Genomic DNA, 17,521 nt, shown 5'->3' on the forward strand with positions numbered 1-17,521 from the left:
AACTATGGAAGAGCCGCGTCGCCTCGGCGGCCGGTACGAGCTGGGCTCGGTGCTCGGCCGTGGTGGCATGGCCGAGGTGTACCTCGCGCAGGACACCCGGCTCGGCCGCACCGTCGCCGTGAAGACGCTGCGGGCCGACCTGGCCCGTGACCCGTCCTTCCAGGCCCGGTTCCGCCGTGAGGCACAGTCCGCCGCCTCCCTGAACCACCCGGCGATCGTCGCGGTCTACGACACCGGCGAGGACTACGTCGACGGGGTCTCCATCCCGTACATCGTGATGGAGTACGTCGACGGCTCGACCCTCCGCGAGCTGCTGCACTCCGGCCGCAAGCTGCTGCCGGAGCGGACGCTGGAGATGACCGTCGGCATCCTGCAGGCGCTGGAGTACTCGCACCGCGCCGGCATCGTGCACCGCGACATCAAGCCCGCGAACGTGATGCTGACCCGCACCGGCCAGGTCAAGGTCATGGACTTCGGCATCGCGCGCGCCATGGGCGACGCGGGCATGACCATGACGCAGACGGCCGCGGTCATCGGCACCGCCCAGTACCTCTCCCCGGAGCAGGCCAAGGGCGAGCAGGTCGACGCCCGCTCCGACCTGTACTCCACGGGCTGCCTGCTCTACGAACTGCTCACCGTCCGGCCGCCGTTCATCGGCGACTCCCCCGTGGCCGTCGCCTACCAGCACGTCCGGGAAGAGCCGCAGCCGCCGAGCAACTTCGACGCCGAGATCACGCCCGAGATGGACGCCATCGTCCTCAAGGCGCTGGTCAAGGACCCCGACTACCGCTACCAGTCCGCCGACGAGATGCGCGCGGACATCGAGGCGTGCCTCGACGGGCAGCCGGTCGCGGCCGCCGCCGCGATGGGCATGGGCGGCGCGCAGGCGTACAACGGCTACGGCTACCCGCCGGAGGACCAGCCGACCACCGCGCTGCGCCAGGCCGACCCGGTCGGTCAGACCTCGATGATGCCGCCGGTCCCGCCGGACGGCGGGGGCTACGGCGGGTACGACGGTTACGACGACCGTCCGGACCGCCGCCGCGGCGGCCAGAAGAAGTCGAACGCCTCGACGATCCTGCTGGCGCTCTGCGGTGTCCTGGTGCTGGTGGGCGCGATCTTCATCGCCCAGTACCTCATGAACACCACCGACACCCCGCAGCAGACGACGGTGCCGCAGCTCGTCGGCCAGAAGATGGCCGACGCGCAGAAGGCGGCGGTCAACTCCCAGGTGAAGGTGCAGGAGGCGGGCAGCGAGCGCTGCGAGCAGCCCACCGGCGCGATCTGCCGCCAGAACCCGGTCGCCGACGGCACCAGCAAGATGGACGTCGACGCCACCATCCAGGTGTGGATCTCCGAGGGCGCGCCGCTCGTGGAGGTCCCGGACGTCCAGGAGCAGTCGCTGGAGCGGGCCCGGGAGACCCTGGAGGGCAAGGGCTTCAAGGTCAAGGTCGAGGAGGAGGAGTCCGAGGAGGACCCCGGCACCGTGCTGCGGCAGAACCCGCAGAACGGCACCAAGGCCGAGAAGAACTCCGAGGTGACCCTCACGGTCGCCAAGCAGAAGCTGACGAACCTGCCGCAGGTGACGGACCGCGACATCAGCCTGGCGCTCCAGCAGCTGAACGGCCTCCAGTTCACCAACGTGAAGCAGGAGGAGGTCGACAGCGACAAGCCCAAGGGCACGGTCGTGGAGCAGAACCCGCCGGGTAACACCAACCAGCCGCTGGACGTCGAGATCACCCTGAAGGTCTCGAAGGGCCCGCAGGTGACTCCGGTCACGATCCCCGGGGACCTGGCCGGCAAGACGCTGAAGGAAGTCCGGGACTGGTTCCAGAGCCAGGGCGTGTCGGTCGTGGTGGCCGGTGTCGACAAGGACGACGCGCGCGTCCTCCAGTCGGCGCCCGGCGCGGGTCAGACGGTCAACAAGGGCGGCTCGGTCACCCTGTTCACCGCGGACGCGGGCGGTGGCAACCCCGGCGGGAACACCGGACAGCCGGGCGGCGACAACAACGGCGACGGCAACATCGGCGGCTGGTTCGACTAGCCCACGGTCCACGCACAAGGGGAGAGCCCCGGAGTCCTTCACAGGACTCCGGGGCTCTCCCCTTGTGTGCGCGCCCGCCTCAGCGGAGTTCGGCCGGCGGGGTGCGGTTCGCGTCGACCTTCTCGGTGCGGGCCAGTTCGCCCCAGACGATGTAGCGGTAGTCCGAGGTGTACATGGGGGTGCAGGTGGTGAGGGTGATGTACCGGCCGGGCGCGTTCTTGCCGGACTCCTCGGGGACCGGCTGGAGGACGTCCACGTTGTACTTGGTGGTCTCCGGGAGGGTCTTGTAGACCTTGTAGACGTACCAGGTGTCCTTGGACTCGAAGACGATCGGGTCGCCGTTCTTCAGCTTGTGGATGTTGTGGAACTTGGCGCCGTGGCCGTCGCGGTGCGCGGCCAGGGTGAAGTTGCCCTCCTCGTCCTGGGGGAGGGCGGACTTGACCGGCTCGGTGTAGTAGCCGGCGACGCCGTTGTTGAGGACGGAGCTCTCGGTGCCGCGCTTCACCAGGATCTCGTCGCCGCCGAAGGCGGGGACGTGGAGGAAGCCGAGGCCGCCCCTGGTGTCGAGGGCGCCGGGGCCCTGGTCGGCCCATTCGCCGCGGACCTGGGCGCCTTCCTTGTCGGCGGCGCGGTCGGCGAGGACGTTCGTCCACCACAGCGAGTAGACGACGAAGAGTCCGAGCACGAGGCCGGCTGTGATGAGGAGTTCGCCGAAGACGCTGATGAGCCCGGCGATCCGGTTGCGCGCGCGTGACACTGGGTCGGCCCTCGTCCCTTCTGGAGGTGTTGGGGTCTCAGCCTACGAGCGCGCTCGGCTTTCCCTTGCTGCGCGGCCGCTCCTCGACCAGCTTTCCCCACACGATCATGCGGTAGGTGCTGGTGAACTCGGGCGTGCAGGTGGTCAGCGTGATGTAGCGGCCGGGCTCGGTGAAGCCGGAGCCCTTGGGGATGGGGTCGATGACCGCGATGTTCGACGGCGGGGTCTGCGGCAGGATGCTCGCCATCTCGTAGGTGTAGTAGGCGTCCTGCGTCTCGACCACGATCGGGTCGCCGGGCTTGAGGCGGTTGATGTAGCGGAACGGTTCGCCGTGGGTGTTGCGGTGGCCGGCGACCGCGAAGTTGCCCTGCTTGTCGGAGGGCATGGCGGTCTTCAGCTTGCCTTCGCCGTAGTGGCCGACCATGCCCTTGTCGAGGACCTTGGGCTTGCTGATGCCCTCGGCGACGGGGACGACGACGTCCAGCTTGGGGATGTACATGATGGCGAAGCCCTCGCCGGGGGCGAAGACGTCCGGCTTGCTCTCGCCCTTGGCCCAGGTGTCCTCGATCCGCTCCTTGGCCTGGTCGGTCTCCTGGCCGGCGAGGACGTTGGTCCACCACAGCTGGTAGGCGACGAAGAGGAGCATGACGACGCCGAGGGTGATGAACAGTTCGCCGACGACGACGCCGACGCTGTCCTTGGCGGCCTTGGCCTCCCGGGCGGCGCGGCGGGCCTCGACCCGGGAGAGGGGCCGGGCGGGGGCGCCGGTGCCCTGGTCGCCGCCGGACGCGGGGGCCGGTGCGGTGGCCCTGCGGCTCTTCCCGCGCCCCTGCTTGGCGGCGGCCCTGCGCCGCTCGGCCCTTCCCGGCCCGGGAAGGGGCTCCACGGGCCGCGGGGCCTCCTGGGTGACCTGGGGCAGCTCCCGCGTCTCCCCGGCCCCGTACGGCTCCTGTACGGGCTCGTACGGCTCCGGTGCGGGCTCGTAGGCCGGGGCGGGCTCGTACGGCTCCGGTGCGGGCTCGTAGGCCGGGGCCGCGGCCGGCGTCTCGTAGGCGTACGGCGCCTGGTCCCCGTACGCGGTCTCGTACGACGGCTCGGACGGGTACGGATACGGGTACGGGCCCTGCTGCTCGTACGGCGGCCGGGGCCCGTGCTCCTCGGGTATCGGCTCGGCTCCTGGCTGCCCGGAGGGCCGGAACCACGGCGAGCCCGTGGTCACGCGACGGCCTTGCCCACCACCGGCGCGAGCCCCGCCGACCGGCCGACCGCTCCCTTGTCTCCGCACTGCTCCAGCCAGTTGGCGAGCATCAGGTGGCCGTGCTCGGTGAGCACCGACTCGGGGTGGAACTGGACGCCTTCGACGGGCAGTTCGCGGTGGCGGAGGCCCATGATGATGCCGTCCTCGGTCCGCGCGGTCACTTCGAGCTCGGCCGGCAGGTCGGCCGGCTCGGCGGCGAGCGAGTGGTAGCGGGTGGCGGTGAACGGCGAGGGGAGGCCGGCGAAGACGCCCTTGCCCTCGTGGAGGACGGGCGAGGTCTTGCCGTGCAGCAGCTCGGGGGCGCGGTCGACGACGCCGCCGTAGGCGACGGCCATCGACTGCATGCCGAGGCAGACGCCGAAGACGGGGACGCCGGTGGCGGCGCAGTGGCGCACCATGTCGATGCAGACGCCGGCCTGCTCGGGGGCGCCCGGGCCGGGCGACAGCAGCACGCCGTCGAAGCCGTCCTGGGCGTGGCTCAGCTCCACCTCGTCGTTGCGGAGCACCTCGCACTCGGCGCCGAGCTGGTACAGGTACTGCACGAGGTTGAAGACGAAGCTGTCGTAGTTGTCGACGACGAGAATTCGCGCGCTCACTGGCCGTCCACCGTCACATCGTTGAACGGAAGCAGAGGCTCCGCCCAGGGGAACACGTACTGGAAGAGCACGTAGACGACCGCGAGGACCAGCACGACCGAGATCAGCGCCCTCACCCAGGCGTTGCCCGGCAGATGCCGCCAGATCCATCCGTACATGACGTCCGACGCCCCTTCCGTTCGTTACGGGCACCAGAGTACGGGGCGCGGGCGCCGTCGTGGGGAAGCTGTCCGAAGCCTGTGGACAACCGGTCTCAGGCGGCCGGCCTGGCGTAGTGGAGGTCGACCGCGCCGGTGTAGCCGGGGAGGGTGACGTCCTTGTGGTCGTCGACCTTCCAGCCGAGCCCGTACGCCTTCACGTAGAGCTGGTAGTTCTGCAGCGCCGGGGAGGCGGCGAGAGCCTTGTCGAGCTTCCCCCGGTCGCCGACCGCGGTGATCTTGTAGGGGGGCGAGTAGACGCGGCCCTGGAGGATCAGGGTGTTGCCGACGCAGCGGACCGCGCTGGTGGAGATGAGCCGCTGGTCCATGACGCGGATGCCTTCGGCGCCGCCCTCCCAGAGGGCGTTGACGACGGCCTGGAGGTCCTGCTGGTGGATGACCAGGTCGTTGGCCTGCGGCTCGGGGTAGCCGGGGGCGGCCTGAGCGCCGGGCGGGGCGTCGTTCAGCGTGACGGTGAGGCCGGGGCCGGAGATCTCGGTGGTGCCGGCGGAGGTCTCCAGGGCCTTCAGGCGGCGGTCCTCGGCGGCGGTCGAGCCGTCGTCGCGGGCGGCCAGGGAGTCGACCTCGCCGCGCAGGGCGGCGGTGGACTCGTCGAGGCCGGCGTTCTTGTGGCTGCGCTCCTCGATGAGGTCGGAGAGCCTCAGCAGGGAGCCGTCCGTGCGGATGTTGGTGCCCTTGGCGGTGTTGAAGCTGGTGACGAAGAGCAGACCGGCGAGGGCGAAGACGGCAAGGGTCAGCAGCCGGACGGGGCGCCACCTGGAGGTGCGGCCCGGCCCGGCGAGGGGTTCGCGCGGAGTGCCGGCGGAATTGCTCAACGTACCCTGATCCCCTTCTGCGCCGCGGAACCACTACGCTAACGGACGCCCGGGGGGCGCAGTCGACCTGCTACGTCACATCCCGGCGACAGCCACAGTTCCCTGCGCGGTCACGCAGCGCATCGACAGGAGAGTCCCTCGTGCCGAAGTCACGGATCCGCAAGAAGGCCGACTACACGCCGCCGCCGGCGAAGCAGGCCGCCAACATCAAGCTGACGAACCGCAGCTGGGTCGCTCCGGTGATGCTGGCGCTGTTCGCCATCGGTCTGGTGTGGATCGTGGTCTTCTACGTCACCGACGGTTCGCTTCCGATCGAGTCGATCCGGAACTGGAACATCGTGGTCGGCTTCGGTTTCATCGCCGCCGGATTCGGTGTCTCCACGCAGTGGAAGTGAGCCCCTTAGCGGCGCTTAGCGGGTCCGCCCGGCTGCCGTCAAGCTCACCCCAGAGTTTATCCACAGCGTTGTGCACAGCACTGGATAACTTACGAAGATCTGTGGATAACTCGCACCGGGTTGACGCCGGTATGACCGCGAGGATCTCCTCAGCATCGGCCGAAGCCCCCTGCCTCCCGGGAGAAATCCCAGGTCAGAGGCAGGGGGCTCCGTCGCACCCAGGACGGTGGGGAGAACCCGCCGCACACTGTGGATAACTCTGGGGAAAGCTCCTCTCCCCAGCTCGTCCACAGCCTCCCGCGCTCAGGTGAGCGCCATCGTGCGGGCCATCACCACGCCCGCCTCGATCAGCAGCAGCAGTCCACAGGCGCCGTACTGGATCAGCTCCCGGCGGGCCCGGGGCGCCTGCACGAGGACGTACGTCAGCACGAGGCCGGCCACCAGTCCCCCCACGTGCGCCTCCCAGGAGATCCCCGGACGGGTGAATGTCATCACCAGGGACAGGGCCACGAAGAGGGCCACCGGCCGCATGTCGTGGCGGCGTCGGCGGGCCAGCACCACCCACGCCCCGATGAGGCCGTAGACGATGCCCGAGGCCCCCAGCGAGGGCTGGTTCGGCGCCGCGACCGCGTAGGCGAGGACCGAGCCCGCCAGGCCGGAGATCAGACACAGCAGCGCGTACCGGGACCGGCCCAGCTCGGGCTCGACGATCCCGCCGATCACCCACAGGCCCAGCAGGTTGAACAGGATGTGCCACGGCTCCTGGTGCAGCACCGTGGCGGTGAGGAGCCGGTACCACTCGCCGTCCGCGACGCCCACGACCTCGCCGAGCAGCGGGTTGTACGCGTACCCGATCAGCACGAGCTCGTCCACGAACCGGTCGCCGAGGACCAGCACCGGCAGGTAGACGGCCAGGCAGATCCCGATGAGGATCTTGGTGACGAGCCGGTCGTCCGTCCTGACCCGGCCGCCGGCCAGCGTCCTCGGCCGGTTCGCGTCGGCCGCGTGCCCGGTGCCCGAGCCGCCGCGGACGCAGTCGGGGCACTGGAAGCCGACCGAGGCCGGGATCATGCACTGGGGACAGATGGGCTTCTCGCAGCGGGTGCAGCGGATGCCCGTCTCGGTGCCCGGGTGCCGGTAGCAGGGCTGGAGTCCGGCCTGCGCGTCCATCGGCGGGGTCCCGTCCTTCCCGGTCAGCGCTGCTCGATCACCACGGACTCGACCACCACGTCCTGCAGCGGCCGCTGGGTCTGCGGGTCGGTGGGGACCGCTGCGATGGCGTCCACGACGGCCCGGCTCTTCTGGTCGACGACCTCGCCGAAGATGGTGTGCTTGCGGTTCAGCCAGGTCGCCGGGCCCACCGTGATGAAGAACTGCGAGCCGTTCGTGCCCGGCCCCGCGTTGGCCATCGCCAGCAGGTACGGCCGGTCGAACCACAGCTCGGGGTGGAACTCGTCCGCGAACTCGTATCCCGGGCCGCCCGTGCCGGTGCCCAGCGGATCGCCGCCCTGGATCATGAAGTCGCCGATGACGCGGTGGAAGACCGTGCCGTCGTAGAGGGGGTCGGAGGAGACCCGGCCGGTGCCGGGGTGGGTCCACTCGCGCGCGCCCGAGGCGAGCTCGACGAAGTTCCGCACCGTCTTCGGCGCGTGGAACGGCAACAGGCGCACCTCGATGTCGCCCGCGCTGGTCTTGAGGATCGCGTACGGCATCGCCACGGTCCGCCCCTCCCTGATCGTGCGTCACGCCGCGGAACGGATCGCCTCACGCTCCGACGGCTCTGGCAAGTCGATCCTCGCATGCCCGGGCCGGCCCGCCCGCATGCCTCGCATGCCCCGGATGCCCCGGATGCCCGCCCCGCATGCCGGACCACGCTCCGGCAGGCATGATGCCGAAAAGGATGGAAAGGCGAAAAACCGACATCGCTCGCCACCGAGGAGGAGGAACCCGTGACTCGCATGGACAGCGTGCGCTCTGCTACGGATTCGGCGAAGGAAAGCGTCCTGCACGCCGCGGACGTGGTGGCGCCGTACGCCGGCGCGGCCAAGGACCAGGCCTCGCACTATGCGCACGAGGCGCGGGCGCGGCTCGCACCCAAGGTGTCGAGTGCCGCTCGACAGGCACGCGCGCAGGCCCGTCTGCAGTACGCGGCGCATGTGGCGCCGCACGTGCCGCCGCGGGTCGACGAAGCCGCGCAGCGCGCTGCGGCCCGGACCCGCTCGGTCGCCCATCAGGTGACCGACTACACCGTCCCGCGTGTCGAGCACGCGGTCGCCGCGACCGGTCCCGTGCTGGAGGAGGCCGGGTCGCGTTCCACTGCCGCCTGGGCCGCGCTGCGCGGTCAGGTGACGCCGGACGAGATCCGGAAGATCGTGAGGAAGCATGAGCGCCGGGCCAGGGCCGGGCGTCTGGTCAAGGGGCTCGCCGTGCTCGGCGTGCTGGTCGGCGGCGCGTTCTGCGCCTGGAAGTGGTGGGACAAGCAGGCCAACCCCGACTGGCTGGTCGAGCCGCCGGCTCCCACGGAGGTGGACGAGGGCTCGGGCATGCCGTCCGCGTCGGAGGTCTACACGGGCGCGGAGGCCGAGGCCGGTACGAGCGTGGTCACGGAGTCCGGGAGCGACGTGGACGTCGAGACCGGGACCGTGTCCGGGATCGAGGCGGAGTCGGAGACCGAGTCCACGGAGCCCGACGAGCGCCGCTGACCTGGAGCCGTTCCGTCTGTTCCCTCTGTTCCGTCTGTTCTGACCGTGGCGGGCGGTCCGTCCGTTCCGGGCGGTCCGTCTGCTCCGCGCGGTCCGGGGTGCCGGGAGGGAGGAGTCCTCTCCCCGCACCCTAGGCGGCCGTCGCGAGCGCCAGCTCGGTCAGCGCGGCCGGGTCGCTCGCGAGCGGCGCGGCGGGGCGCAGCTGCCGGACCGAGGGCGAGGAGCCGTGCGCCTCGGCGCCGATCCGCTGCTTGATGGTGGGCGGCAGCGAGCCCTGCCGGACGGGCGCCCACGGCTCCGCCTGCCGCTGTGTCACGACGGGCGCGGTGCGCTCCGCGGCGGTGGCCGGGGCGGCGGGGGCGGCCGGCTCCTCGGGCTGGGTCACCGGGGCCTGGCCCTGGGCGGCGGCGGGGGCCGCCAGGCCGACGGAGGCGAGCAGGGCGAAGAGGACGGAGATGAAGGCGGTCCAGAACTGCTTGACCTTGGCGGTGGCCATGGCCCCTCACTTTCGTGTGCGCGGTGTGCTCTCGGTTCGTCCGGAGACGAGGGCGATATGCGCGCTTCCCGGATGGTTCATTTCGGGTTGCGCGCTTTTCATACCTTCCTCATGATCTGTACCGAGCTCCGGTTTCGGCGGAGCGACGCCGCCCCCGCGCAGTTCTTCCGATGAACACCACCCGTCCGGACCAAAGGCCCCCTTCCACCCCTCCCGGGTGATCCACGTCACACCCGTGTCACAGGCGACGACCCCGCGGTGTCTTGAGGTCGACCCCCTGAAGACAGGGCCGACGGAGGAGACATCATGGGCGGCAACACCGAAGTGGTCGTGATCGGCGGCGGGTACGCCGGTGTCATGGCGGCCAACCGACTCACCCAGCGCGACGACGTCACCGTGACGGTGATCAACCCCCGTCCGTCGTTCGTCCCCCGGCTCCGCCTCCACCAGCTGGTCGGCGGCAGCCACCCGGCGGTCGTCCGGTACGAGGAGGTCCTGGCCGAGCGCGTCCGGCTCGTCGTCGACACGGTGGCCCGGATCGACGCCCCCGCGCGCGTGGTCACCCTGGAGTCGGGCACCACCGTCCGCTACGACCACCTGATCTACGCGGTCGGCAGCACGGTCGCCCGGCCCGCGGTCCCCGGCGTCGCCGAGCACGCCCACCAGGTCGCCGAACTGGAGGCGGCCGAGCGGCTGCGGACCGCCGTCGCGGCCCTGCCCGCCGGCGTCCCGGTCACCGTCGTCGGCGGCGGCCCGGTCGGCATCGAGACCGCCGCCGAACTCGCCGAGGGCGGCCGCCCGGTGACGCTGGCCTGCGGCGGGGTCCTCGGCCCCTATCTGCACCCCCGGGCCCGGCGCTCGGCCGCCCGGCGGTTCGCCGCCCTCGGCGTCACCGTGCTCGACGGCCCCGGCACCAGGGTCACCGAGGTGACCGCGGACACCGTCCGGCTCGCCGACGGGCGCACGGTGACCGGCGGACTCGCCGTCTGGACCGCCGGCTTCGGCGTCCCCGGCCTGGCCGCGCGCAGCGGGCTGACCACCGACGCCACCGGGCGGCTGCTCACCGACGAGACCCTCACCAGCGTCGACGACGAGCGGATCGTCGCGGCCGGGGACTCCTCGGCCCCCTCGGACCTCCCGTTCCGGATGAGCGCCTACGTCGCCGGCTGCCTCGGCGCGCACGCCGCCGACACCGTGCTGGCCCGGATCGCGGGCGCCCGGCCCGCGCCCGTGGACATGGCGTTCAACGCGATGTGCCTCAGCTTCGGGCGTCGCTCCGCGATCTTCCAGATCGCACACAAGGACGACCGGGCGATGGCAATCTACGTGAGCGGGCGTGCGGGGGCGAAGCTCAAGGAGATCGCCTGCACGCTCAGCGTCAAGCACCTGACGGAAGAGGCCCACAAGCCCGGTGCGCACTCCTGGCCCAAGGACGGCAAGCACCGGCCGCAGCGGCTGCGGGAGCGCGCGGTCCGCACCGCGGACGCCCCGGAGCAGGTGGCCTGACCGGCGGGACCGCACACGACGACGGGGAGAACCGCGGCATGACCAGCACGCACGGCACGGACCCGGCGACCGAGACCTTCGTCGCCCACCGGAACCTGCTCTTCACGGTGGCCTACGAGATGCTCGGCTCGGCCGCCGACGCCGAGGACGTCCTCCAGGAGACCTGGCTCCGCTGGACCGGCGTCGACCTGGAGCAGGTCCGCGACCAGCGGGCGTACCTCGTCCGCATCACCACCCGGCAGGCGCTCAACCGGCTCCGCACGGTGCAGCGCCGCCGGGAGGCGTACGTGGGCCAGTGGCTGCCGGAACCGCTGCTCACGACGCCGGACGTGGCCGAGGACGTCGAGCTCACCGAGTCCGTGTCGATGGCGATGATGCTGGTCCTGGAGACCCTGACGCCGACCGAGCGGGCCGTCTTCGTGCTCCGCGAGGTGTTCGACGTGGGGTACGACGAGATCGCGGCGGCCGTCGACAAGGCCCCGGCCGCCGTCCGCCAGATCGCCCACCGCGCCCGCAAGCACGTCGACGCCCGCCGGCCCCGCACCACGGTCTCCGCGCGGGAGGCACGGGCGGCCGTGGACTCCTTCCGGCGCGCACTGGAGACCCGCGACCCGCAGGACTTCCTGGACCTGCTCGCCCCCGACGTCGTCCTCGTCAGCGACGGCGGCGGCATCAAGCGGGCCGCGCTCCGCCCGGTCGTCGGCGCCGACAAGGTGACCCGCTTCTACCTCGGCGGCTCCCTCAAGGCCGACGTGACGATCACCACCGAGCCGACCGTCGTCAACGGCGCCCCGGCCCTCGCCGTCCTCGTCGACGGCGAGCTGGACGGCGTCATGGCGCTGAGCGTCGAGTCCGGCCTGATCAAGGGCCTGTACTACGTCCGCAACCCCGAGAAGCTCACCCACGTCCTGGCCGAGACGTCCCTCACCCTCCGCTGACACCCGCCCCGTTCCTCACCTTCCCTCACGGGCCACGGTGAGGAGCCCCGTCCTCCGACTCCCGCCCGCAACCTGACTAGTTGCAGGCTCCGCCGGCGACCGCCGCTGCATAGCGTTCCAGTGGGCCGGCACAGAGGACCGGCCCCGGTCATCGGGACATCGGGGGTAGACGCATGCGGGTACGACAGCGGGAGACGGGACTGCTGGTGACGGGGCTGACGCTGGCCGCCGTCGTGCTGGGCACGGTGGCGCCGGCGGAGGCCGCGAAGACGCCGAAGCGGCACGACAGCAAGACCGAGGACGTGCTCCTGGTCCACGGCATCGACTGGATCGGCGAGGCGTCCTTCGACTGCAAGAGCGGCTGGAAGGAGCTCAAGAAGGAGTTCAAGGAGCACTACTGGAAGGGCAAGGTGCGCAGCGTCGCGTTCTACAAGAAGGACAAGAACTGCGACCTCCGCATCGCCAAGGCGGGCGCCAACGACAGCATCGAGAAGCTCGGCAAGGCGCTCGCCGGCAAGATCTACGAGGAGTACACCTCCAAGGGCAGGTCGGTCGACCTCGTCGGCCACTCCATGGGCGGCCTGGTCATCCGGGAGGCGCTGTCGGGTGTCGCCAAGAAGAAGAGGGGCTACCCGAGCAAGCTCTTCGTCGAGGACGTCGTGACGCTGGGGACGCCGCACGAGGGCACGAACTCGTCCCACTGCTGGTACATCCCCTGCGCGGAGATGCGGAAGAAGTCCAGCTTCTTCAAGCAGCTGCAGAAGAACCCGCAGTCGGCGCAGGGCACGGACTGGACGGCCATCGCGAGCGACGCCGACGAGGCGGTCGGCGAGGACACCGCGACCGCCGGCGGCGTGAAGCACTGGGTCCGCTACAAGAACCTCCCGGGGGCCAAGGACCACTCCGGACTGCGGACCACGCGCAACAAGACGCTGACAGTGAAGTGGCGGAACCTGCCCAAGGCGGCGACGGGCTGGCGCAAGGGCGACGCCCCGCTGGACATGACCCGCGCGGCCCTGTACTGGCACTCCAAGTGGTAGTCGCGCGGCGGGGCTGAGTCACCCGGGCCCTTTCCCGCCGGCGTCGCCGGGACGGCACCCGTCCCGGCGACGCCGGCGGTGCCGCGACGCGGGGCGGGTGGTTCACGAGAGGACCGACAGGATCGTCCACAGCACGGTCCTGGACGAGCAGCTGTCGACGAGCCGGTGGGAGCGGGGCGCGTAGGTGCCGGCCAGGTTGCCCATGCTGTTGACGGCGTTGCAGCCGGTGCGCTGGGCCATGCGGCGCCGGTCCTTTCCGGTGGGGCTGAAGTCCGGGCCCCGGAAGAACTCGACGTCGTGGAGTTCGCGGGCGTCGGCGATGTTGTTGAAGGCCGAGCGGACGGGGTGGTCGCGGGCCCACGCACAGGTGCTCTCGCCGGAGAGCCAGTCGCTGTCGGCGTCCTTCCAGCTGCACATCTCTCCGTTGCCGTTGTGCTCGCTGAAGAAGCAGACGGAGTCGCTCGGGCAGCGGTGGTAGCCGTAGACCACCGCGCCGTCCGGCCCGGTGGGGAACGCCGACGCGGGGTCCAGGGCCCGGTAGACCGGGGCGCCGTCGTCGTCGGAGACGTACGCGTACACCGCGCCCGCCAGGCCCACGGTCGACACGAGCACCGCGGCGGCGAGCGCCGTCAGGACGGGGTGGCGGCGCGCGAAGCGGGCCCGGCGCCGCGGCCGTCGGGCCGCGCCGCCCCCGGAGGCCTGTTCGACACGGCGCAGGAGCGCACGGCTGTCGTGGGCGACGCGCTCCTCGTGGGTGCGCCCCAGACAGTCGGCGATGATGTCCCGCCAGTCGTCCGGGAGTTCCGGGGAGAGCCGTAGTTCCTCGGTGCCGCGGGCATAGCGGATCGCCGCTTCGGAGCGGGCCTGGGGGGTGGTGCCGGGCAGGGGGTGGGTGCCGGTCAGGACGAGGTGGGCGAGGACGCCGAACGCCCAGGTGTCGGCCGTGGGGCGGATGCGGGTGCCGCGTTCGTCGACCTCCGGCCAGAGCAGTTCGGGGGCCGTGTAGTCGGGGGTGACGAAGGCGTGGGTGTACGCGTGCGTGCCCTGCATCTCGGCGGCCGTGTTGAAGTCGGCCAGCCGGGCCGAACCGTCCTCCATGAGAAGGATGTTGGCGGCCTTGAGGTCGCCGTGGACCCAGCCGGCTTCGTGGAGCTGGTGGAGGCCCTCGCAGACCTGTGTGAGGAGGGCCTGCGCCTCCGGGGGCGCGGGGGAGCGGGCCAGGAGGTCTTCGAGCGACGACGCGGCCTGTTCCAGGACGAGGACGGTGACACCGTCGAGTTCCGGTCGCCGGTGGTCGTCGACGGTCAGCACCTCGTAGAGGCGGATGAGCCGCGGCGAGCGTAATCGGCTGAGTAACTCGATCTCCTGCCGGGCGAGTTCCTCCAGGTACCGCAACTGGCGGGGCGTACGCGTTCCGGTGGGGAGAAACTTCAGCGCGGCGCGTTCCGGCAGTGCGACGGCCCCGTCCCGGGCCCGGTGGCCGTGCGCTCTGCGGGCGGCGTAGACGGTGGCGAAGGCGCCGGACGCGAGCGGCTCGCGCACCTCCCAGACGCCGACGCGGTATCCCTCCGGCACGTCGACCACGGGCTCCGGTCCGGTCATCGCCCGGCCTTCCCCCGGTCGTGCGCGAGGACGCGCAGATCCTCCTCCCGCACCAGGTCGAAGCGCAGGGCGAGGGAGACGAGCGACTCCTTCTTGCCGTGGGCGCGCCGCCCTTCCGGCACGGCGTCGGGGCCGGGCCGCAGGCGGAGCTTGACGGCGAGGTAGTCGATGTTCCACGCGACGGACGACCGGCCGGCCGCGGGCCAGGTCGGCCGCAGCCGCTCCACCACCTGGTCGATCGTCGGCAGCGGCGCGTGCGGTGCGACGCGCAGCCGGGGCTCGCACAGGGCGGCCAGCACGGCGAAGTAGCGGGTGCTCCGGTCGAGGCTGAAGGCGGGAGCGGTGACCGCGGCTCCCGGCGCGCCCCGCCAGCCGCCGTACGCGTGCCGCGGAGCCCACACGTCGAAGCTGAGCAGATCGCCCGCGGCCGGCAGGACCACCCGGGAGAACTCGAACGGGACGGGCGCGTCGAGGCGCCCGGGGGCGACCTTCACGTGTTCCCCGGCTCCCTCCGGGTTCTCCACGACGTAGGTCTGCTCGACGCTGTGGTTGCTGAGGGTCCAGAAGACGCCCTGCGCGGCGATCTCGCCGGCGAACCGGGAGACCCCCTCGTGCGCGAGGACCAGGTTGTCCGGCGGCGCCTGCCGGCCGAAGACGATCCGCTCACCGGGAGCGATCTTGAGGTGCTCGTTCGGCCCCTCGGACATCGGCGGCACGATGATGATGGTGTGCATGCTGGTCTGCCTCCCCCCGTCAGGGTGGACCAGCGTACGGCGTCGGCATCGGGGCGAACGAACCTTTACCGCGGCCCGTGCGGGAGACCCGGAACGGGTTTCCGTGGGCCGTCTCCCGGGCCGCCACAGAAAGGGTCGGGGCCGGACCGAGCGCCCCCCGGGGCTCCGTCCGTGCCCTGACGCACCGCGCAGGAGATCTCACCGTCGGTACGGCCCGGCTCCCCGCCCCTGGATGCCGAAAAGCCCCCTGACCAGGTTTCCACAGGTCGGAGGGCCTCTCGTCCGGTGGAGCCTAGGGGAGTCGAACCCCTGACATCTGCCATGCAAAGACAGCGCTCTACCAACTGAGCTAAGGCCCCGGAACGAGGACAGCGTACCGGTTCTCCCCCTGTCCCGGGCAAAAGGTGGGGTCTCCCGATGAACGACCACGCTCCGTAAGATGCTGACCGAGGTTCGCAGTGGCGAACCGCAGGGATGGGGAGAAGTGATGGACGCAGCGCAGCAGGAAGCCACGGCAAGAGCCAGAGAGCTTCAGCGCAGTTGGTACGGGGAGCCGCTGGGGGCGCTCTTCCGTCGGCTGATCGACGATCTCGGGCTCAACCAGGCCAGGCTGGCCGGGGTGCTCGGGCTCTCCGCGCCCATGCTGTCCCAGCTCATGAGCGGCCAGCGCGCCAAGATCGGCAACCCGGCCGTGGTCCAGCGCGTCCAGGCGCTCCAGGAGCTCGCCGTGCAGGTCGCCGACGGCAGCGTCAGCGCCGCCGAGGCCACCGACCGCATGGACGAGATCAAGAAGTCCCAGGGCGGATCCGTCCTGACCGGCACCAGCGGGCAGACCAGCAACGGATCCGGCGCCCCGACCGTGCGCCGCGTGGTCCGCGAGATCCAATCGCTGTTGCGCTCCGTGGCCGCCGCCGGCGACATCATCGACGCCGCCGACTCCCTCGCCCCGCACCACCCGGAGCTGGCAGAGTTCCTCCGGGTGTACGGCGCCGGGCGCACCGCCGACGCGGTCGCCCACTACGAGTCGCACCAGAACTGACACGGGCACGACGGACGACTGACGACGGACGGGGAGCGGGCGCAGCGCGATGGGTGAGGTCTTCGCCGGCAGGTACGAGCTGATCGATCCGATCGGGCGGGGCGGGGCCGGCGCGGTCTGGCGCGCCTGGGACCACCGGCGGCGCCGCTATGTGGCGGCCAAGGTGCTCCAGCAGAGCGACGCGCACACGCTGCTCCGCTTCGTCCGCGAGCAGGCGCTGCGGATCGACCATCCGCATGTGCTGGCCCCGGCCAGCTGGGCCGCCGACGACGACCAGGTCCTGTTCACGATGGACCTGGTCGCCGGCGGCTCGCTCGCCCACGTCATCGGCGACTACGGGCCGCTGCCGCCGCGCTATGTCTGCACCCTGCTCGACCAGCTGCTGTCGGGTCTCGCGACGGTGCACGCGGAGGGGGTCGTGCACCGGGACATCAAGCCGGCCAACATCCTGATGGAGGCCACCGGTACGGGCCGTCCGCACCTGCGGCTGTCGGACTTCGGCATCTCGATGCGCAAGGGCGAACCCCGGCTCACCGAGACCAACTTCGTCGTGGGCACGCCCGGTTACTTCGCGCCCGAGCAACTCCTCGGCGCCGAGCCGGACTTCACGGCGGACCTGTACGCGGTCGGGCTGGTCGCGCTCTATCTGCTGCACGGCACCCGGCCGGACTCGCAGGCCCTCGTGGAGCACTTCCTGACGCACGGCACCCCACCGGCGCCCGCGACCGTCCCCGAGCCGCTGTGGCAGGTCCTGGCCGGGCTGCTGCAGCCCGATCCGCAGGCCCGCTTCCGGACGGCCACGGGCGCGCGGAAGGCGCTGAACGCGGCCGCGGAGATGCTGCCCGAGCCGGAGGGCGGCGAGGAGCCGGTCGAGATCTTCGACCAGCTCGGCCCGCTGCCGGCCGGTTTCGGCCCGGACGGCCCGGTCGCCCGCCCGGTCCAGGACGCCGCCCCGCCGACGCCACCGGCCCCGCACCCCGCGCCGGCCCACACCGCGCCCGCCCCCCACACCGCTCCCGTCCCCCACACCGCGCCCGTCGCCGCCACCGCGCCGGTCCCACAGGCGTACCAGGAGCCGTACGGGGAGCAGCCGCAGAACCCGTACCGGCAGCCGGTGCCCGGGCCCTCCGAGACGGGCAGCTTCCACCTGCCCCCGCCGGTCGCCCATCCCGTCCCCCCCTTCGATCCCGCCGTGCCGCCGACCCAGCCGCAGCAACACGTCCCTACGTATCCATACACCGCTCAGCCCGTTCAGGTTCCCGATCGGCGGCAGGAGGCGCCCGGACGACGTCCGGGACCGCCCCCGAAGGTGGCGGTCCCGGTGCTGCTGCTCGCGCTGGTGTCGCTGGCGGTCGGTCTCTGGGCGCTGACCCAGGTCTGA

Annotated in this window: 18 protein-coding genes and 1 tRNA gene; 8 read left to right on the forward strand and 11 right to left on the reverse strand. The window is 71.6% G+C overall.

What is annotated here, in order from left to right:
* Positions 1-4 precede the first annotated feature (4 nt).
* On the forward strand, positions 5-2,044 hold the full coding sequence (pknB, locus tag ABFY03_RS18735; RefSeq protein ID WP_346170416.1) for a Stk1 family PASTA domain-containing Ser/Thr kinase: 2,040 nt from the start codon (positions 5-7) through the stop codon (positions 2,042-2,044).
* 79 nt (positions 2,045-2,123) lie between these two features.
* Here pknB and ABFY03_RS18740 read toward each other — a convergent pair whose 3' ends face one another.
* From ABFY03_RS18740 to ABFY03_RS18760, 5 genes are all read right to left on the reverse strand, one after another.
* Positions 2,124-2,801, reverse strand: a complete 678-nt coding sequence (locus ABFY03_RS18740; RefSeq protein ID WP_319011510.1) for a class E sortase — start codon at positions 2,799-2,801, stop codon at positions 2,124-2,126.
* 37 nt (positions 2,802-2,838) lie between these two features.
* Positions 2,839-4,020, reverse strand: a complete 1,182-nt coding sequence (locus ABFY03_RS18745) for a class E sortase (protein ID WP_346170417.1) — start codon at positions 4,018-4,020, stop codon at positions 2,839-2,841.
* Complete coding sequence (locus ABFY03_RS18750) at positions 4,017-4,655, reverse strand: aminodeoxychorismate/anthranilate synthase component II (protein WP_319011512.1); 639 nt, start codon at positions 4,653-4,655, stop codon at positions 4,017-4,019. The genes ABFY03_RS18745 and ABFY03_RS18750 overlap by 4 nt, the downstream gene beginning before the upstream one ends.
* A complete protein-coding gene (locus ABFY03_RS18755; RefSeq protein ID WP_030685828.1) occupies positions 4,652-4,813 on the reverse strand; it encodes a hypothetical protein in 162 nt (53 codons plus the stop codon). The genes ABFY03_RS18750 and ABFY03_RS18755 overlap by 4 nt, the downstream gene beginning before the upstream one ends.
* A 95-nt stretch (positions 4,814-4,908) precedes the next feature.
* A complete protein-coding gene (locus tag ABFY03_RS18760) occupies positions 4,909-5,688 on the reverse strand; it encodes a DUF881 domain-containing protein (protein ID WP_319011513.1) in 780 nt (259 codons plus the stop codon).
* A 140-nt stretch (positions 5,689-5,828) separates the two neighbouring features.
* On the opposite strand from ABFY03_RS18760, the gene crgA reads away from it, so the two are divergent.
* Positions 5,829-6,083 carry a cell division protein CrgA gene (gene crgA, locus ABFY03_RS18765; RefSeq protein ID WP_030493743.1) on the forward strand — a complete coding sequence of 85 codons (255 nt, stop codon included), beginning with the start codon at positions 5,829-5,831 and terminating at the stop codon, positions 6,081-6,083.
* Positions 6,084-6,386: 303 nt separating this feature from the next.
* On the opposite strand, the gene ABFY03_RS18770 is transcribed toward crgA, so the two are convergent.
* Positions 6,387-7,253, reverse strand: a complete 867-nt coding sequence (locus ABFY03_RS18770) for a rhomboid family intramembrane serine protease (RefSeq protein WP_319011514.1) — start codon at positions 7,251-7,253, stop codon at positions 6,387-6,389.
* 23 nt (positions 7,254-7,276) lie between these two features.
* The gene (locus ABFY03_RS18775) at positions 7,277-7,795 is read right to left on the reverse strand and encodes a peptidylprolyl isomerase (RefSeq protein WP_319011752.1); all 519 of its coding nucleotides are present in this window, start codon (positions 7,793-7,795) and stop codon (positions 7,277-7,279) included.
* A 237-nt stretch (positions 7,796-8,032) separates the two neighbouring features.
* Between ABFY03_RS18775 and ABFY03_RS18780 the strand changes: the two genes are divergently transcribed.
* The gene (locus tag ABFY03_RS18780; protein ID WP_319011515.1) at positions 8,033-8,785 is read left to right on the forward strand and encodes a DUF5324 family protein; all 753 of its coding nucleotides are present in this window, start codon (positions 8,033-8,035) and stop codon (positions 8,783-8,785) included.
* 130 nt (positions 8,786-8,915) lie between these two features.
* Here ABFY03_RS18780 and ABFY03_RS18785 read toward each other — a convergent pair whose 3' ends face one another.
* Complete coding sequence (locus tag ABFY03_RS18785) at positions 8,916-9,281, reverse strand: DUF6344 domain-containing protein (protein WP_319011516.1); 366 nt, start codon at positions 9,279-9,281, stop codon at positions 8,916-8,918.
* A 306-nt stretch (positions 9,282-9,587) separates the two neighbouring features.
* On the opposite strand from ABFY03_RS18785, the gene ABFY03_RS18790 reads away from it, so the two are divergent.
* From ABFY03_RS18790 to ABFY03_RS18800, 3 genes are all read left to right on the forward strand, one after another.
* Positions 9,588-10,787 (forward strand): NAD(P)/FAD-dependent oxidoreductase, encoded by a 1,200-nt coding sequence (locus ABFY03_RS18790; RefSeq protein WP_346170418.1) that lies wholly within the window; start codon positions 9,588-9,590, stop codon positions 10,785-10,787.
* Between the two features lie 38 nt (positions 10,788-10,825).
* Positions 10,826-11,725 (forward strand): RNA polymerase sigma-70 factor, encoded by a 900-nt coding sequence (locus ABFY03_RS18795; RefSeq protein WP_319011518.1) that lies wholly within the window; start codon positions 10,826-10,828, stop codon positions 11,723-11,725.
* Between the two features lie 173 nt (positions 11,726-11,898).
* Positions 11,899-12,765 carry an esterase/lipase family protein gene (locus tag ABFY03_RS18800; RefSeq protein ID WP_319011519.1) on the forward strand — a complete coding sequence of 289 codons (867 nt, stop codon included), beginning with the start codon at positions 11,899-11,901 and terminating at the stop codon, positions 12,763-12,765.
* A gap of 102 nt (positions 12,766-12,867) precedes the next feature.
* Here ABFY03_RS18800 and ABFY03_RS18805 read toward each other — a convergent pair whose 3' ends face one another.
* From ABFY03_RS18805 to ABFY03_RS18815, 3 genes are all read right to left on the reverse strand, one after another.
* Positions 12,868-14,367 carry a protein kinase domain-containing protein gene (locus ABFY03_RS18805; protein ID WP_346170419.1) on the reverse strand — a complete coding sequence of 500 codons (1,500 nt, stop codon included), beginning with the start codon at positions 14,365-14,367 and terminating at the stop codon, positions 12,868-12,870.
* Positions 14,364-15,101, reverse strand: a complete 738-nt coding sequence (locus ABFY03_RS18810) for an FHA domain-containing protein (RefSeq protein ID WP_319011521.1) — start codon at positions 15,099-15,101, stop codon at positions 14,364-14,366. The genes ABFY03_RS18805 and ABFY03_RS18810 overlap by 4 nt, the downstream gene beginning before the upstream one ends.
* A 286-nt stretch (positions 15,102-15,387) precedes the next feature.
* Positions 15,388-15,460: transfer RNA gene (locus tag ABFY03_RS18815), tRNA-Ala, on the reverse strand.
* 128 nt (positions 15,461-15,588) lie between these two features.
* Here ABFY03_RS18815 and ABFY03_RS18820 point away from each other — a divergent pair.
* Both ABFY03_RS18820 and ABFY03_RS18825 read left to right on the forward strand, forming a co-directional pair.
* On the forward strand, positions 15,589-16,140 hold the full coding sequence (locus ABFY03_RS18820; protein WP_319011522.1) for a helix-turn-helix domain-containing protein: 552 nt from the start codon (positions 15,589-15,591) through the stop codon (positions 16,138-16,140).
* A gap of 49 nt (positions 16,141-16,189) precedes the next feature.
* Positions 16,190-17,521: a serine/threonine-protein kinase gene (locus ABFY03_RS18825; protein ID WP_346170420.1), complete on the forward strand. Its 1,332-nt coding sequence runs from the start codon at positions 16,190-16,192 to the stop codon at positions 17,519-17,521.

The sequence above is a fragment of the Streptomyces roseofulvus genome (assembly GCF_039534915.1).
Taxonomy (GTDB): Bacteria; Actinomycetota; Actinomycetes; order Streptomycetales; family Streptomycetaceae; genus Streptomyces; species Streptomyces roseofulvus.

Excerpts from the sequence above, each read along its gene's own strand:
- pknB (WP_346170416.1), top strand. The coding sequence starts at position 5 with ATGGAAGAGCCGCGTCGCCTCGGCGGCCGGTACGAGCTGGGCTCGGTG.
- ABFY03_RS18755 (WP_030685828.1), bottom strand. The coding sequence starts at position 4,813 with ATGTACGGATGGATCTGGCGGCATCTGCCGGGCAACGCCTGGGTGAGG.
- ABFY03_RS18770 (WP_319011514.1), bottom strand. The coding sequence starts at position 7,253 with ATGGACGCGCAGGCCGGACTCCAGCCCTGCTACCGGCACCCGGGCACC.
- ABFY03_RS18775 (WP_319011752.1), bottom strand. The coding sequence starts at position 7,795 with ATGCCGTACGCGATCCTCAAGACCAGCGCGGGCGACATCGAGGTGCGC.
- ABFY03_RS18785 (WP_319011516.1), bottom strand. The coding sequence starts at position 9,281 with ATGGCCACCGCCAAGGTCAAGCAGTTCTGGACCGCCTTCATCTCCGTC.
- ABFY03_RS18790 (WP_346170418.1), top strand. The coding sequence starts at position 9,588 with ATGGGCGGCAACACCGAAGTGGTCGTGATCGGCGGCGGGTACGCCGGT.
- ABFY03_RS18795 (WP_319011518.1), top strand. The coding sequence starts at position 10,826 with ATGACCAGCACGCACGGCACGGACCCGGCGACCGAGACCTTCGTCGCC.
- ABFY03_RS18800 (WP_319011519.1), top strand. The coding sequence starts at position 11,899 with ATGCGGGTACGACAGCGGGAGACGGGACTGCTGGTGACGGGGCTGACG.
- ABFY03_RS18805 (WP_346170419.1), bottom strand. The coding sequence starts at position 14,367 with ATGACCGGACCGGAGCCCGTGGTCGACGTGCCGGAGGGATACCGCGTC.
- ABFY03_RS18810 (WP_319011521.1), bottom strand. The coding sequence starts at position 15,101 with ATGCACACCATCATCATCGTGCCGCCGATGTCCGAGGGGCCGAACGAG.
- ABFY03_RS18820 (WP_319011522.1), top strand. The coding sequence starts at position 15,589 with ATGGACGCAGCGCAGCAGGAAGCCACGGCAAGAGCCAGAGAGCTTCAG.
- ABFY03_RS18825 (WP_346170420.1), top strand. The coding sequence starts at position 16,190 with ATGGGTGAGGTCTTCGCCGGCAGGTACGAGCTGATCGATCCGATCGGG.